We start from the raw sequence: 15,942 nt of genomic DNA on the forward strand, positions 1-15,942 counted from the left end.
TCTCTTAGTTCACGCCGCTTTTGGTTCCAAAAACTTTGACGACGGACAGCTGAACTACGCCAACCGCAGCGAGATCACCGGGAATTATGTGAAGGGGGCGAAAGAGAAATGCACCTTCTTGTATAATTCCAACAAGAACGACTTCTCCGACAACTGGTTTGAGGGCTGTGGTATTGGCATCCACTTTACCGCCGGGTCGCAAGACAACCGGATTGTTGGCAATGCCTTTGTGGGCAACCGCACGCAGGTGAAATTTGTCTCTACCAAGTGGCATGAGTGGTCCGAGGAAGGCCGTGGCAACTACTGGAGTGACAATGCGGCCTTTGACGTAAACGGCGATGGGTTTGCTGACAGCCCCTATCGACCAAACGATTCAATGGATCATGTGCTCTGGAGCCAACCGGCGGCGAAGATGCTGCTGGGGTCTCCGGCGGTGCAGATGGTGCGGTGGTCGCAATCGGCTTTTCCGGCGTTGTTGCCGGGCGGTGTGGTGGACAGCCACCCTTTGATGAAACCCAGTCGGCCCCCAGCTGCAATTAGGGCGGCCGAGAAGGGGAACCAAGATGGATAAGATCCTAGAAATCCAAGGCCTCGTAAAAGATCGGGGCAAGACGCGCGTGTTGCATGGCGTGGACCTAACGGTCTCTGCCGGGGAGCGTGTGGCGCTGCTCGGCCACAATGGCGCGGGCAAGTCGACACTGATCAAGACGGTGTTGGGCTTGACCAAACTGGGCGGCGGCAGCGTGAAAATCGCGGGCCACAAACCGGGCAGCGGTGCGGCGCGGGCGGATACGGCGTTTTTGCCGGAGGCGGTGAGTTTTCATCCGGCTCTCACTGGCCGCGAGCAATTGACACTGTTTGCGCGGCTTGCAGGGCAGAAGGCCGATATTCCCGGACTTTTGGAGCGTGTGGGGTTGGCGGATGCGCTGGACCGGCGCATTGGCACCTATTCCAAAGGCATGCGGCAGCGGCTTGGTTTGGCACAAGTGCTGCTAGGCAAACCTAAGCTGGCTTTGCTGGATGAACCGACGAGTGGCTTGGACCCGATTTCGCGCCAAGACCTCTATGCCATCATTGATGAGCTGGCAGCGGGCGGTTGTGCGGTGCTGATCGCGAGCCATGCACTGACTGAAGTGGAAGCACGCACGGATCGGATTGCGATCATGCGCAAAGGGCATCTGGTGGCGGATGACACGCTTGCGGGCCTGTCTGCCAAAGCGGGGCTGCGTACCAAGATGCGGGTGCGGGCGACCTCGGATGCGGACGCGCTTGTGAAAGTTACGGGGGGACGGCGCATGAATGGCGCCTCGGTGGAGATAGAGATTGATGCGGCGGGCAAGATGGACATGCTCCAGAAAATCGCGGCCATGGGGGGCGCGGTTGCAGATGTGGACATCACCCCGCCACGGCTTGAGGATCTCTATCGTCATTACGCCAAAGAGGGGATGCACTAATGCGGTTCTTGGCTATTGCACAGGCGGAAATGCGCATTCTGGCGCGCAACCGTTGGCTCTTTATGGCAACTCTGATCATGGTGCTGTTTGCGCTGGCGTTGACCTTCGCAGGCAGCGCGCCCACCGGCACCTTGGGTGTGGACATGCTGACGGTCTCCGTGACGTCGATGATAACGTTGTCCGTCTATTTGGCGCCTCTTCTGGCGCTGATGATGTCCTTTGACGCCGTGGCGGGGGATGCAGAGCGGGGCTCCCTGGGGTTGCTGCTGAGCTATCCGGCAGGGCGCGGAGAAATTCTGCTGGGCAAATTTGCCGCGCATCTCGCAGCACTGACCATTGCGATGACCGTGGGTTTTGGCAGCGCCGGAGCGATTGCCGCCTATATGGGGGGTGCGGGGCTGGAGAGCGTCTTTGCGCTGCTCCGCCTGATTGGCACCTCCGTTTTGCTGGGCGGCGTGTTCTTGACGTTGGGCTATATGGTGTCTTCGCTGGCGAAGTCCGCAACTTCTGCAGCGGGCATGGCCGCTGGGCTGTGGCTGATCTTTGTGGTGCTTTACGATCTGGGCCTTTTGGGCGCAGTGGTGATGGACAGCGGCGGTTGGTTCACCGAAACGCTCTTCCCGTGGCTGATGGTGGCCAACCCGGCGGATGCTTTCCGCCTGTGGAACATTGCCAGCTCTGAAAGCGTGGCCTTGGCCAGCGGCATGGTTGGGGCGGCTTCAGCCTTGCCAAGCTGGGCGGCACCTTTGTCACTGGCGATCTGGCCGCTCTTGGGCTTTGCCTTCGCTCGGCTGGCCTTCCGGAGGGTAGAGCCATGAGGATTGCCCTTGTTGCCGCAGCGCTGCTGGTACTGGCCGCCTGCAAAGAAGAGGTGGCGGAAGCGCCGCCGGATCCGGTGCCTTTGACTGAAGAGGCGTTAAGCTTTTTTTGTCAGATGAATGTGGCGGAGCATGGTGGTCCTAAAGGTCAGATCCATCTGGAGGGCTATCCCGCACCGCTGTTCTTTGCGCAAACCCGCGATATGGTGGCTTATCTCAAAAGCCCCGAACGGGACGCAAAAATCATCGGTGTTTACGTGAGCGACATGGGTGCCGCGCCAAATTGGGCGCAACCGGGAATCAATAATTGGGTGCTTGCAAAGGACGCCCATTTTGTTGTTGGGGCCAAAGTTGCCGGTGGAATGGGCGCTCAGGAGGTGGTTCCGTTCAAAGAAGTGCAAGATGCTGCAAATTTTGCGGCTCAATGGGGTGGGCAAATAATGCAAATCGATGCTATTCCCCCCGAAGCAGTCCTTGGACCTATAGATTTAGATCAGACGTTGGAGACCCCGTCATGACCCGTTTGAACCGTCGCCGTTTTCTGACCATCGCCGCAGCCAGCGCCGCTGTGCCGGCTGGCATGGCTTTGGCCGCTACTGAAACCGCCACCTGGTCGGGCATCGCGCTGGGCGCACCGGCGCAAATGAAGATTGCCGGCATGAGCGCTTCTGAAGCTGCACCGATCTTTGCGGCAGTCGAAGCCGAGCTGTCCCGTCTGGAAGGCATCTTCTCTTTGTACCGCGACAGCGCGCTGACCACGCTGAACCGTGACGGTGTTCTGTCCGCTCCGGCACCAGAGCTGCTCGAAGTGCTGAGCCTGAGCGACAGCATCAACAAAGCCAGCGGCGGCGCATTTGACCCATCCGTGCAGCCTTTGTGGCTGGCCAAAGGTGGCAAAGGCGACGTTTCTAACGCGCAGGGCCTCGTGGGTTGGCAAAACGTTCAGTTTGACACTGCAGCGGTGAAGTTTGACGCCGACGGCATGGCGCTGACCCTAAACGGCATCGCGCAGGGTTACGTGACCGATCGCGTTGTGGCGCTGATGAAAGACGCGGGCCTGACCAACGTGCTGATGGACATGGGTGAAGTTGCGGCGCTGGGCACCAAAGCAGATGGCGCTGGCTGGAAAGCTGGTGTGTCCACTCCGGAAGGCGACATCGTGGCCCGCGTGACCCTGACCGATCGTGCGCTGGCAACCTCCGCACCGTCGGCCACTGTTCTGTCCGGCACCGAAGGCCACATCTTCCTGCCAAACGGCGCAGCAAGTGTTCATGCGCTGGCCTCTGTATCCGCACCTAAGGCCGCTGTCGCCGACGCGCTGTCCACTGCGCTGTGCCTGATGGATGAAGCCGCTGGCCGCGCCATGGTGGACCAGTTTGAAGGTGCGCGCATCGAAGCGCTGGCTTAAGCCACAAGGGCAATTGCCCACAGAATTTGGGCCTCTCGCACGGGTGTGCGGGGGGCTTTTTTGTGTCTTTTTAAGCTGTATGCGGGTTGCACTCTTCATGCGGAGCGCGTGATTGGACTGGTTTTGAATTCTGTGCCTTTAGGCCAAAATTCAGGATCCAATATGTGAAATCCGTGCCTAAGTGCCTCAGAAAAAATAGTAAAATTTACCAGTTTACCAGTGTGTAGGCGGCGTTATGGGGAGCGTAAGGGATCCGTTAACGATCATTTCCCTAGATTGGTATCGGAATTCTATACCAGGGAATGAAGGTACTATTAACGATGACGACTACTTTGGCTGCCACCGTGACGCACTTTGGACTGGATGGCAAAGACGGCGAGATACTCGCCCGGGCCGGGGTCAAGGTGACCAAATGGTTGGACGAGGTTCTTGACCACTTTTACGACTTTGCGACGGCGCAGGAACAGGCGGCGAGCTTCTTTAAATCTGAAGAGATGTTGGCGCATGCGCGCAGCCAGCAGAAGAAACACTGGACCAAGCTTCTCAATGGCGAATTCGATGAGGATTTTGCCGCCGCAGCCAAGACCATTGGCGAGGTGCATTTCCGGATTGAACTGCCATTTGAACTCTATCTGGCCGGATATGCGCGGGCGACATCCTTTATCCAAGCACTGCTGGTGGCGCGGGCTGGCAAAGTGATTGGCCCGGTGGGCAAGTCGCAGCTGTCCAAACAGCTTTCTGCGCTGGACCGTGCCTTCACCTTGGATATGAACTTGGTGATTGATGCCTATTTCCACGCGCAACAGGCGGAGCAGGCACGGGCGTTCAAGTATCTGCAAGATGGTATGCAGCGGATGGCGCAGAAGGACCTGTCCCAGGAGATTCCTGGCCCAGACCGCAGCGATTTTCCGGCACGACATGATGACATGCGCAAAGGGTTCAATCAGTTGCAAAGCGACATGGGGGAAGTGATGCGCTCCATCAAGATGGCGACCGATGACCTTGATCTGACCGCAGCCGAAGTCAACTCGGGCGCCGATGATCTGGCCCGACGCACGGAAACGCAGGCGGCGACATTGGAGCAGACAACACAATCGGTGGAGGAGATTACCAAAAGCGTGCAGTCGTCCTCCAGCGCCACGCAGGAGACCGATGCGATGATGTCCCAAACCCATCAGAAGGCCAAAACCGGTCAGGAGGTGATGGCGGATACTGTGGCGAAAATGCAGGAGATTGCCGAGTCGTCGTCACAGATTTCCCAGATCACCGGGGTGATTGATGACATCGCTTTCCAGACCAATCTGTTGGCGCTGAATGCGGGTGTTGAGGCGGCGCGGGCCGGGGACGCGGGGCGTGGCTTTGCGGTTGTGGCTTCAGAAGTGCGTGGTTTGGCGCAACGGGCTGCGGAGTCGGCGGCGGAGATCAGCGATTTGATCAAGGCGTCTTCTGATCTGGTGGAAAACGGCGTGGAGATGGTCGATCAGGCCGGGCGCGTGTTGGGTGATATTGTCCAGAAGGTGGAGACTGTGGCCGGGCTGACGTCACAAGTGGCCAACTCCTCTAAAGAACAGTCGGAAGGGTTGAGCCAGATTTCCAGCAGCCTGTCGCAGTTGGATAATGTGACCCAACAGAATGCCGCCATGGTGGAACAAACCGCCGCCGCCGTAGGTTCGATGCAGCGTGATACCATCTCGATGGCGCATCTGGTGAGCGAGTTTGAATTGGCAGAGCTAAATGCGCAGGCCGGTGCGGGCTCCGACTTAGAAGTGGAAGCGCCGGCGGATCAGGTCGCGGCGTAACTGCAGCTTCTTGAGACACAAAGGAGGGCCGGAGCGCGGATGCGTTTCGGCTTTTGATTTTTGTGCTGCGACTTTTTCCCGCTTTGTTGAAACGGCTTGGGTTTGGTCAAGTGGCACCGGCCTGCTTCGGCCTAGGGTGGCGGTGAACAGGTTGTGCAATAGGTGACTGATGGCTGCGATTTGGCGTTTGTTTTCAGAAGGTTTTCGCATTTTCTTCCTTGCGGCAGGCGTGTTTGGCGCTGGTTCGGGGATTCTCTGGACCTTGCCACTGGCGGCCGGCGGGGCGGGCATGGATGCGCTGTCCATGGCGCCAAGCCAATGGCACGCGCATGAGATGATTTTCGGCTACGGGGCGGCGGCAATTGGCGGGTTTTTCCTGACAGCCGTGCCAAACTGGACCGGCACCAAAGGCGCGCGTGTAGGCTATATCGCGGGCGTATTTGCGCTTTGGTTGATTGGTCGGACAGCGCTGTGGCCCCTGGGGGTGGTGTCGCCGATGACAGCGATGGTGGCGGATTTGTTGTTCATTCCGGTTTTGGCGTGGAAAATCTTCAGCCAACTGCTGAAGCGGCCCAAGCCGCAGAATATGGTGCTGCTCACGATGTTGGTGGCACTGTGGGTGAGCAACCTTTTGATGCATCTGGAGTGGACGGATTTGACCGATGACACTGCCCGGCAGGGATTGCTGGGCGGGTTGATGACTTTGGTTGGATTGATTGGCGTGCTGGGCGGTCGGGTGACGCCAGCGTTTACGCGCAATGCGATGAAGCGGGTCGCGGTGCCAGAAGTGGACTGGCCGCATACGCCCGAGTTGCTCAACAAGGCCGCGATAGCAACTTCGCTGGTGCTGCCTTGGGCGGCGATGAGCGGCGTGGATGTGCTTTTGGCAACGGTCGCCTTGATCGCCGGGGCCGTGCATCTTGCGCGGCTCAGCGGGTGGAAAAGCCTTTGGACCGCCGGTCAGCCCATCTTGTGGTCGCTGCACATTGGCATGGCGTTTCTAGCGCTGGGCCTGATCCTCTGGGGGCTGGCCGGATTTGGCATCGGGCAGGAAGTGGCCGCGATCCATGTGTTGGGTATTGGCTGTGTTGGCGGCATGACGCTGGCGGTGATGAGCCGCGCGGCTTTGGGCCACACAGGGCGGACACTGATCGCGCCGGGTCCAGTGGCCTGGGCCTATGGCGTGATGGCCTGTGCCGCGCTGATACGTTGGGTCGGCCAGAGCGTTTTGATGGCGGTCTATGACTTTACGTTGATGTTGTCCGGGGGGCTGTGGGTGGCGGCGATGGTGTTGTTCCTGATCGCGATTTACCCGATGGTGATTGCCCCCCGCGTCGACGGGAAAAGCGCCTAAGCCTTTTTGCTGTCATCCACGATGGTCATTTTTGCGAGGCCGCTTTCCCCCAAAGGAATGGTGGCAAAAGGTCCGCCGATGGTCATCTGCGCAAGATCGGTGGGATCGGCTGGCGGTGCGTCGGCAAGGATGGCCTCGGCAAACTGTTCCGCGTTGTCTTGCGGTTTGTAGCCTATGTGGCCTGCGCCGGTGTTGTGTACCGGGGCGCGGTCGTTGTTGGAGATGCCGTAGACAATGGAAAAGCCTACGGTTTGTGCGGTGATCGCGGCGGTGACCATGCGGATAAGATCATCATAGCTGAGCCATGTGGAGAGCGAGCGCGGGGCCACGACCGGCGCGCAGGAAAAGATGCGCATGTGCACACTTTCCACACCGCGTTTGTCCCAATACATGCGGCCCAGATCTTCGGCAAAGCACTTGGCGAGGCCGTAGAATGTGTCCGGACGGTGCGGCGCGTCGATGCCGATGTTGTCGGCGATTTTGTGCATGCCCACAGCGTGAACGGAGCTGGCGTAGACCACCCGTTTCACACCATTGCGGTAGGCGGCTTCCCAGACGTTATGCGCGCCAATGATATTGGGGCCGAGGATTTCCTCAAACGGGGCCTCATCGCCAATGGCGCCAAAATGCACCACCATGTCGGCGTCTTTCAGCACCTCAATCATGGCCGCCAGGTCAGCCAGATCGGCCTGCACATAGCGTTCGCCGGCATAGAGCGTGCCAATGTCCTCAGCGATGTCGGTGGAAACCAGTTCATCTGCCAGTTTGGTCAGTGGCTCCCGCAGGTAAGAGCCAAGGCGGCCAGCGGCGCCGGTGAGGACAAGTTTCTTCATGGTCAGGGAGCTTTCACGTCTTCTAGTAAAGTGTCTGCGGCGTGGGCCAAAAGACCGGCGTCTGAGCCACAGGCGACAAAGGTGAATCCCGCGCTCAACAGGCGGCGGGCAAAGGACACGTCGCGCACCAGGGTGCCGACGGGGATTTTCTTGGAAATCAGGCGCATGGCGGCGGGCAGGATTTTGGCCCAGACCTCGTCATGCATGGCCTGGCCGAGGTAGCCCATGTCGGCGGCAATATCGGCGGGTCCAAAGAAGACGCCATCGACGCCCTCGGTGGTGGCAATGGCTTCGACATTTTCCAGCGCATGCAGGGACTCGACTTGCACCAGTACGGCGGTTTGGTCGTCCACAGTTGGTGTATAGCACTTGTCGCGGCCAAAGCCGGTGGCGCGCGTGGTGCCGCCATAGCCGCGGACGCCTTTGGGCGGGTAGCGCGTGGCGGCGACCGCGGCGGCGGCTTCTTCGGCGTTTTGCACCATCGGGAACAGCAATCCCGGCGCGCCCATGTCCATTAGACGTTTGATCTTCGCGGGATCTGTCCAGTCTGGGCGCACAATGGCGGTGCTGTCATAGCCTTTGATGACCTGCAGTTGCGCCTGCACATCGGCCAGCTCCCCCGCGCCATGCTCCATGTCCAGCAGCAGCCAGTCATACCCCGCGCCTGCGACCACTTCGGTGGTCAAGGGGTCGCCAAGCGAGACCCAGAGGCCAATTTGCGGTTTGCCATCGCGGATTGCGGTCAGGAATGGGTTGGATTGCACCATCAGATCACGGCCTTCTCAACTATAGGGTCATTGTTGAGGACACGTTCAAACGTAAAGGGCGCCATGTCTAGGGTGCGGAATTCCCCGTAGGTCAGCAATTCTGCCACGGCGCGGCCCATGGCGGGGCTTTGTTGCAGCCCGTGGCCGGAGAAACCGTTCTGGAAGATGAAGTTGGTGATCTCGGGGTGGGCGCCCAAAATCGCGTTTTGATCCAGGGTGTTATAGGCGTAATGGCCGGCCCACTCGGTGACCACTTTGATGGCTTCAAACTGTGGAATACGCGTGGCGATGATCGGCCAGACGTGATCCTGCCAGCGGTTGTGATCCATGTGGAAATCGTCAAAAGCCACGGCTGGGTCCGGATCCGGCGCGGCGCCCGCGAGGTAGGTGGTGGGGCCATCTTGGCGGACATGCACGCCGGAGGGATCAATGGTCAGCGGCAGGTCCATCGCTAGTGGCTGTTCAGCCGAGAAAATCCAGGTGAAGCGCTTGCGCGGTTCCACGGGCATGTGGATGCCCGCCATTTCAGAGGTGCGCGCGGCGCGCGGGCCGGAGGCGTTCACCACCTGACCGCAATGTACTACGTTGCCAGAGGCCAAAGTGACCGAGGTGACCTTGCCGCCATCGCGTGCCATGGCGACCACTTCGCCCTGCACATATTCCACGCCACGTTCGCGGGCGGAGCGGCGGAACCAGTCAAACACCACGCCGCCGTCCCAGTAACCTTCATCTTTGGTGTTGATCGAGCCCAGAAGAATGTCGTCCACATTGTAGAACGGATAGCGCGCGGCGATGTCCTCGGCAGTCAGGAGTTCGGTTTCGGCCCCGGCGGCAAGTTGCACCTTTTGGTTGTCGCGCAGGGTTTGGGCAAAGCCCTCGTTGTCCGCCAGATAGAGGTAGCCGTAGCTTTGGATATCAACGTTTGGCACGCGGTCGTCATCGCCCATGCGCGCGCGCAGGTTTTTCACAAAGTCGGCGGCAAATTGGGAAATCCGCACGTTCAGCGTGTGGGAAAACTGCTGTCTTATGCAAGAGTTGGTGTGGGCGGTCGAACTGAACTCGTAGGTCGGGTCTTTCTCAACCACCAGAACCGAGCCGCTAAAATCCGGGTTGTCAGACAAAAACCACGCGGTGGAGGATCCCATGATCGCCCCACCGATGATTACCACGTCGTAAGATGTTTTGGTTGGCTTGGTGGCCATTGCGCCTGCTGCCATTAGACAATCTCCCCCCGTTTGGCCCGCGAAAGGGCCTCGGCAATCTCGTCTGCCGATATGTTGTAATGCTCTGCGGCGTGCTCCGGGGTGATGTAGCCAAGCGCAACATCGCGTTTGACACGCGCCGGATCACGACGGTTTGGGTTACCGTAGCCTGCGCCGCCGGGGAAGCCCATTTGCACCACCGTGCCGTGGGGGATGAATTGTTTGCCCTTGCCGCGCACCGCCGCGCCATCAGACCGGGCCAGACGGGTTGCGCCACCGGCACCGCCCTCGCGGCGGCCTTGGGCCGGGTGGTCCACGCGGTCCAGCATCAGGGAGATATCAAACTCGTGGCCCTCACGTGCGCCGACGTCCATGTATTGGCCCAAACCGCCGCGGAATTCGCCTGCACCGCCACTGTCCGGGCGCAGCTCTTTGCGCCAGATCAGCACCGGGCCAACCTGTTCGGTGGCCTCCACCGGCATGGTCATCACGCCCGAGGGGAAGGCGGTGGCATTCATGCCATCCAAGGTGGGCCGTGCGCCGGAGCCGCCGGAGTTGAAGGTCAGCACTTCGGCGCGCACAGCATCTTCTGGCGCGTCGCCATCCATGCGGGGGCGCAGGGAAACCTGGAAGTTACACAAACACCCGGCGCCTTCGGCTGGCACGGTGTTGGGCAGCAGCTTGTCGAGCGCGTTGTAGACCGTGTCAGGTACCATATGGCCAATCACGTGGCGCAGCGCGACGGGGGCCGGGAACTTGGCGTTCACAATGCTGTTTTCCGGTGCGGTGATCTCAAACGGGGCCAACGAGGCGGCGTTGTTGGGGATCTCCGGCGCGATGGCACATTTCAGCGCGTAGCAGGCGTAGGCTTTGGTGTAGACCAGCGGCACGTTGATGCCTTTTTTGTCCAAACCGGAAGTGCCGTCCCAATCGCTCAAAATGCGGTCTTTCTCGATGGTCAGCGTGACATGCAGGTCGATGGGCGTGTCGTAGCCGTCGATGCGCAAGTGCCCGCTGGCGCTGCCCGGTGTGAGCGCGTTGATGCGCGCCAAAGTGGCTTCGCGGGAGTTGGTCAGGATGAAATCGGAGATGCCTGTGAGATCGGCCAGTCCAAATTCTTCGACCATGTCGATCAGGCGGCGGTGGCCAATCTCGTTACAGTTTGCCAGCGCGTAGATGTCCCCGACCAGTTGGTCGGGCTCCCGCACGTTGCCCCGGATCAGCGCCAGCAGGGTTTGATCCACCGTGCCGCGATCCGCAAACTTCATGATCGGCAGATAGAGCCCTTCTTCGTGCACGTCATTGGCATCCGCGCCAAAACCGCGCCCGCCGATGTCGGTGACATGGGCCGTGCAAGCAAAGAAACCGATCAGCGCGCCGTTGTGGAAAGAGGGCGTCACAACAGTGATGTCATGTTTGTGGCCGGTGCCTTCCCAAGGATCGTTGCTCAGGTAGACATCGCCCTGAAACATGTTGTCGCGTCCGATGCGGCGGATGAAATGGCCCACGGCGTCGGCCATAGCGTTCACATGGCCCGGCGTGCCGGTCACCGCTTGGGCCAGCATGTCTCCGGCCTCGTTGTAGACGCCTGCTGAGAGGTCGCCTGCCTCGCGTACGGAGGTGGAAAAGGCCGTGCGAACAAGCGCTTGCGCCTGTTCTTCCACGACGGAGATCATGCGGTTCCACATGACCTGATAGGCAACTTTGCTGTGCTCGGTCATTGGGTGGTCTCCTTTGTGCGCACGTCGAGCGTGCCGTCGGCGTGGGTCAGCACTTCGCGGCTGGCGGGCACAACCACGGTGGTCTCGTCTTCGGTCACCACAGCAGGGCCTTGGGCGATGTGGCCGGTTGGCAGCTCAGCGCGGGCGATGACGGCGGCGTCCACAGTTCTGGCCAAAGCCGGATCAAACAGCGGGCGTGTCGTCGTTGGGGCGAGGGATGTCAGTGTGCCAGTGTCTGCAAGGGGCGTGGTGGCTTCCTGTGCGGTGTAGGCGTTCACGCTCCAAACAGTGATTTCCACCTCCATGCCGTCCACGGCACGGCCAAAGAGCGCTTTGTAGTCGGTCTCAAACAGGCGCAGGAATGTGGCCTCATCGGGGTTTGCAGCTTGTTCTGGGGTGAGGGCGATAGGGATTTCCCAGCCCTGTCCGGCGTAGCGCATGTAGATTTTGTGGTCGCGCAGGATGTCGGCATTGGCATCACAGGAGCGCACAAAGCGGGTGGCTTCGTCTGACATGTCGTCAAACAGGGCTTTGACTTTGGCGGGGTCAAAGTCGCTCAGCCGCATGAAGACAGAACGGTTGGCCTCAAAGCTAAACGGTGCGCGCAGGAAGCCGATGGCCGAGCCAACACCCGCGCCTTGCGGCACAAGACAACGGGAGACACCGAGTTTTTCGCACAGCCGGGCGGCATGTAGGGGAGCGGCACCGCCAAAGGCGATCATGGTGTACTCAGACAGGTCTTCGCCGTTTTCCACGGCGTGCACGCGGGCGGCGTTGGCCATGTTTTCATCGACTACTTCGGCAAGGCCAAAGGCGGCCTCGGTGGCGTCCATGTCGAGCGTGTTGCCAATCACGGTGTCCAGCGCCTTGGCCGAATTGTGGGGGTGCAGGGGGATGGATCCGCCCGCGAAGTTGTTGGGATCAAGCTTGCCTAAGATCAGGTCGGCGTCCGTTACGGCGGGGGTGTCACCGCCACGGCCATAACAGGCTGGTCCGGGTTCAGATCCGGCGCTTTCCGGGCCAACGCGGATTTGGTTCATCGCGTCCACATGTGCCAGCGAGCCACCGCCAGCGCCAATCTCCACCATGTCGATCACCGGGATCGAGATCGGCATGCCAGAGCCTTTTTTGAAACGATAGGTGCGGGCAACCTCAAACACGCGGGCGGTTTTGGGAGTCTGGTCTTTGATGAGGCAGATTTTGGCGGTGGTGCCGCCCATGTCAAAGCTGAGCACTTTGGAAAGCCCGTGTTTGGCGGCAATGTCGGCGGCAAAGATCGCGCCGCCCGCTGGGCCACTCTCCACCAGGCGCACCGGGAAGTCCGCCGCGCTTTCGAGCGACATGATGCCGCCGCCGGAGTGCATCAGAAACACCGGGCAGGCCGCGCCTTCGTTGGCCAGCCGGTCTTTCAGGCGGCCAAGATAAGACTTCATCAGCGGCTTGACATAGGCGTTGGCGATGGTGGTGTTGAACCGCTCATATTCGCGCATCTGGGGGGAGACTTCGCAGGAGAGCGAGACCATCACGTCCGGCAGTTTTTCCGCCAGCACCTCGGCGATCAGACGTTCGTGGGCGTCGTTCACATAGGAGTGCAGGAGGCCGACGGCGATGCTTTCGTAGTTGGCGTCGGCCAGCTCGTCGGCCAGTGCCTCAATGTCGGCGCGGTCCAGCGGGATCAGCGCTGCGCCGGTGGCGTCCATACGTTCGCGCAGCACATAGCGGCGGTTGCGCGGCAAAAGCGGCTCCGGAAGGGTGAGGTTTAGATCGTACTGTTCAAACCGGCTTTCGGTGCGCATTTCGATCACATCGCGAAAACCTTCGGTGGTGATCAGCGCGGTTTTAGCGCCGCGCCGCTCGATCAGCGCGTTGGTCGCCAGCGTGGTGCCGTGGATGATTTGATCGATGGCGGCGGGGGAGACACCGGCTTTGGCGCAGACCTGATGCATGCCGTCGACAATAGCGTTTTCCGGCGCGGCGTAGGTGGTCAACACTTTGCTGGAAAAGCGCTTTTGATCTATTTCCAGCACCACATCGGTGAAGGTTCCGCCGATATCGACGCCCAAACGGGTCCTGTGTGATGGCATCTGATCGCGCCTCCTTCTCTCTTGTGAAGGAAGGTAGAGCGCACACTTCATGAAATCCAATTATTAGATTTCATGAATTGAATTGAGAAAATTTATCCTGTGGCGTGGGCCTGCGCCACTTGCTGCGCCAGGCCGGCGGCAGCCCCCACAAAACTTGGGCAGGTATCAGCGTCATAGCGGGCGTAGAAGTGTAGCGCGTCGGGAACCCAGAGGTAGCGCAGGGTGTCCAATGTGCCGTTGGCCAGGTCTTCACGGACCATGGCTTCGGGCAGGCAGGCCACACCCAAACCATCGCGGGTCATTTGGTGGCAGGCGGCCAGATTTGACGAAGACACATGCCGCACGGAGACATCGGAGAAGGCGGCAAAGTGATCTTGCATCTGGTTGTAAGGAATGGTGCCGCGGGCGTGAGTCAGGATTGGGTGTTGTGCTAGTTCATGTAGGCTAAGCACCTTATCGGACAGGCCGAGTTTGGGGCTGCCGACCCACAGCATCGGCAGCGGTCCTAGATCGGCGTTGCCACTGATTTGCCGCTCAAACGGGGCACTTTGCAGGGCAAGGTCAATCCGCCGCTCCATCAGGGCGCGGGACAGATTTACCGACAGATCCACGGTCAGGTCCATGTCGATGTTGGGGAACCGCTCTTTGAGCGCGGTGAAGAACTCGCCGAGCCACGTGTGCACGATCATCTCGGTCACCCCAATGCGCAGGGTGCCATCAAACAGGCTGTCGTCGGCCGCTGTGAGCAGAAAACGGTCCATTGCCAGAAGCACGATGCGCGCCTCTAGCAGGAGTTTTTCGCCCATGGGGGTCAGCCGCACGGAGCCCGCATCGCGGGTCATCAGCGAATGGCCAATTTGCGTTTCCAAGCCTGCGATGCGGGTGGAGATGTTGGGCTGCGTGGTGTTCAGCCGGTCCGCCGCGCGGCGGAAGCTTTGCAGGTCGGCAACCGCCACAAAGGCTTGAAGCTGTTTCAGGCTGATTTGGGCCATGGGGCGCTCTTGGTCTACGAAAGTCGCGGCACAGTAGGGCAGGTTGAGTGGCTTGGAAAGACGGGCGTGTCGGCGCCGCCAAGGCGTTGGCTTGCTCCGCCTGTAAAACTGTGCATGTTAGCGGAAACATCTCCTTTGGTGCAGTTTCTGATACGCATGTGGTCGGGTGCCAAAGGGCGGGAGAACATGTGCATTTGGGGGGAGTATCAGTATGGACATCAATCCAGACAGGTTTTTGCGGGAGTTGTTTGCCAAGGCAGTGGCCGTGGCGGATCCGATGGCGGCTTTGCCGGAAGTCTTGGGCAAAAAAACAGCAGGCCGGTTGATTGTGGTCGGCGCGGGCAAGGCCAGTGCACGTATGGCGGAAGCCTTGGAAAGCGCCTGGGGGCCGTGTGAGGGGCTGGTCATCACGCGTTACGGCTATGAGCGGCCTTGTCAGGGCATCACCATCAAGTCGGCGGCGCACCCGGTGCCGGATGCGGCGGGCGAAGCGGCGACGCTGGAAATGTTGGAATTGATGCGTGGGCTGGCTGCGGATGACACCGTGGTGTGTTTGATTTCTGGGGGGGCGTCGTCACTGCTGACTGCGCCGGTACCGGGCGTGACGCTGGACGAGTTGAAGCAGGTGAATGCGGATCTGTTGGCGTCTGGTGCGCCGATTTCGGCGATGAACGCGCTGCGCAAACATCTGTGTCAGGCAAAAGGCGGACAGTTGGCAGCGGCGGCCTATCCCGCCAAAGTGGTGAGCTACTTGATTTCGGACGTTCCGGGTGATGATCCGGGTATGATCGGCTCTGGTCCCACGGTGGCGGAACCGGAATGTCTGGACAGTGCTCTGGCGGCCTTGGCACCGTTTGGGGTGACTTTGCCGGCGCATGTTGAGGCGGCGGCGCGGGCGCATGCCGGTGTGGTGATGCCGGGTGACGAACGCTTGTCGACCACGGAAAACATCTTGTTTGCCTCGCCGTTGCAATCGTTGCAGGCGGCGCAACAGGTGGCTGAGGCGGCCGGACTGCGGGTGGAAATTCTTGGTGATGCTCTGGAAGGCGAGGCGCGGGATGTGGCGGGCGAGCAGGCTGACTTGGCGAAAGCCAAAGTAGGGCGCGGACCTCGGGTGCTTCTGTCTGGTGGCGAGCTGACCGTGACACGGCGTGGGGATGGCGTAGGTGGGCCAAACGCGGAGTTTGCGCTGGCCTTGGCGCTGGCGTTGGAGGGAGCCGAAGGTATCCATGCGATTGCCTGTGACACCGATGGTGTTGATGGCGCGGCAGAGGTGGCCGGTGCGGTGATTGGGCCGAACACGCTGGCGACCGCTGAGGCGAAGAGTGTGGACGCAGCTTTGGCTTTGGCAGAAAATGACGCCCATAGTTTCTTTGAAAAGATCGACGCACAGGTCGTGCCGGGGCCGACGCTCACGAATGTGAATGACTTTCGGGCCATTCTGATCACCAAGTAATTGCAGCCTGCGGTGAAAGCCGCGTAAAGGTGGTTCACAAATTAACTTGTGGGA

Annotated in this window: 14 protein-coding genes; 8 read left to right on the forward strand and 6 right to left on the reverse strand. The window is 60.2% G+C overall.

What is annotated here, in order from left to right:
* From MK208_RS13060 to MK208_RS13090, 7 genes are all read left to right on the forward strand, one after another.
* Nucleotides 1-571 (forward strand): NosD domain-containing protein (locus MK208_RS13060; protein ID WP_294117181.1); only part of this gene is annotated, 571 nt, incomplete at its 5' end.
* Nucleotides 564-1,454, forward strand: coding sequence for an ABC transporter ATP-binding protein (locus tag MK208_RS13065; RefSeq protein WP_294117183.1), 891 nt, complete (start codon nucleotides 564-566; stop codon nucleotides 1,452-1,454). The genes MK208_RS13060 and MK208_RS13065, both read left to right, overlap by 8 nt.
* On the forward strand, nucleotides 1,454-2,272 hold the full coding sequence (locus tag MK208_RS13070) for an ABC transporter permease subunit (RefSeq protein ID WP_294117185.1): 819 nt from the start codon (nucleotides 1,454-1,456) through the stop codon (nucleotides 2,270-2,272). The genes MK208_RS13065 and MK208_RS13070 overlap by 1 nt, the downstream gene beginning before the upstream one ends.
* A 53-nt stretch (nucleotides 2,273-2,325) precedes the next feature.
* Nucleotides 2,326-2,790, forward strand: a complete 465-nt coding sequence (locus tag MK208_RS13075; protein WP_294117186.1) for a nitrous oxide reductase accessory protein NosL — start codon at nucleotides 2,326-2,328, stop codon at nucleotides 2,788-2,790.
* Nucleotides 2,787-3,680: an FAD:protein FMN transferase gene (locus MK208_RS13080; RefSeq protein WP_294117189.1), complete on the forward strand. Its 894-nt coding sequence runs from the start codon at nucleotides 2,787-2,789 to the stop codon at nucleotides 3,678-3,680. The genes MK208_RS13075 and MK208_RS13080 overlap by 4 nt, the downstream gene beginning before the upstream one ends.
* Before the next feature lie 302 nt (nucleotides 3,681-3,982).
* Complete coding sequence (locus MK208_RS13085) at nucleotides 3,983-5,479, forward strand: globin-coupled sensor protein (protein WP_294117191.1); 1,497 nt, start codon at nucleotides 3,983-3,985, stop codon at nucleotides 5,477-5,479.
* 169 nt (nucleotides 5,480-5,648) lie between these two features.
* The gene (locus tag MK208_RS13090; protein ID WP_294117193.1) at nucleotides 5,649-6,833 is read left to right on the forward strand and encodes an NnrS family protein; all 1,185 of its coding nucleotides are present in this window, start codon (nucleotides 5,649-5,651) and stop codon (nucleotides 6,831-6,833) included.
* On the opposite strand, the gene MK208_RS13095 is transcribed toward MK208_RS13090, so the two are convergent.
* The 6 genes from MK208_RS13095 to MK208_RS13120 all read right to left on the reverse strand — a co-directional run bounded on the left by MK208_RS13095 (nucleotide 6,830) and on the right by MK208_RS13120 (nucleotide 14,432).
* Nucleotides 6,830-7,666, reverse strand: a complete 837-nt coding sequence (locus MK208_RS13095) for an NAD(P)-dependent oxidoreductase (protein ID WP_294117195.1) — start codon at nucleotides 7,664-7,666, stop codon at nucleotides 6,830-6,832. The genes MK208_RS13090 and MK208_RS13095 overlap by 4 nt on opposite strands.
* Nucleotides 7,667-7,668: 2 nt before the next feature.
* Nucleotides 7,669-8,433 (reverse strand): HpcH/HpaI aldolase/citrate lyase family protein, encoded by a 765-nt coding sequence (locus tag MK208_RS13100; protein WP_294117196.1) that lies wholly within the window; start codon nucleotides 8,431-8,433, stop codon nucleotides 7,669-7,671.
* The gene (locus MK208_RS13105) at nucleotides 8,433-9,650 is read right to left on the reverse strand and encodes an FAD-binding oxidoreductase (protein ID WP_294117198.1); all 1,218 of its coding nucleotides are present in this window, start codon (nucleotides 9,648-9,650) and stop codon (nucleotides 8,433-8,435) included. Before MK208_RS13105 ends, MK208_RS13100 begins: the two co-directional genes overlap by 1 nt.
* Entirely contained in the window at nucleotides 9,650-11,356 is a 1,707-nt protein-coding gene (locus MK208_RS13110; RefSeq protein ID WP_294117199.1) for a hydantoinase B/oxoprolinase family protein, read from the reverse strand. The genes MK208_RS13105 and MK208_RS13110 overlap by 1 nt, the downstream gene beginning before the upstream one ends.
* Nucleotides 11,353-13,440: a hydantoinase/oxoprolinase family protein gene (locus MK208_RS13115; RefSeq protein ID WP_294117201.1), complete on the reverse strand. Its 2,088-nt coding sequence runs from the start codon at nucleotides 13,438-13,440 to the stop codon at nucleotides 11,353-11,355. The genes MK208_RS13110 and MK208_RS13115 overlap by 4 nt, the downstream gene beginning before the upstream one ends.
* Before the next feature lie 92 nt (nucleotides 13,441-13,532).
* Complete coding sequence (locus tag MK208_RS13120) at nucleotides 13,533-14,432, reverse strand: LysR family transcriptional regulator (RefSeq protein ID WP_294117203.1); 900 nt, start codon at nucleotides 14,430-14,432, stop codon at nucleotides 13,533-13,535.
* Between the two features lie 211 nt (nucleotides 14,433-14,643).
* On the opposite strand from MK208_RS13120, the gene MK208_RS13125 reads away from it, so the two are divergent.
* Entirely contained in the window at nucleotides 14,644-15,888 is a 1,245-nt protein-coding gene (locus MK208_RS13125; protein ID WP_294117204.1) for a glycerate kinase, read from the forward strand.
* Nucleotides 15,889-15,942: the final 54 nt, after the last annotated feature.

The organism is Shimia sp., from assembly GCF_022448905.1.
Lineage (GTDB): Bacteria > Pseudomonadota > Alphaproteobacteria > Rhodobacterales > Rhodobacteraceae > Shimia.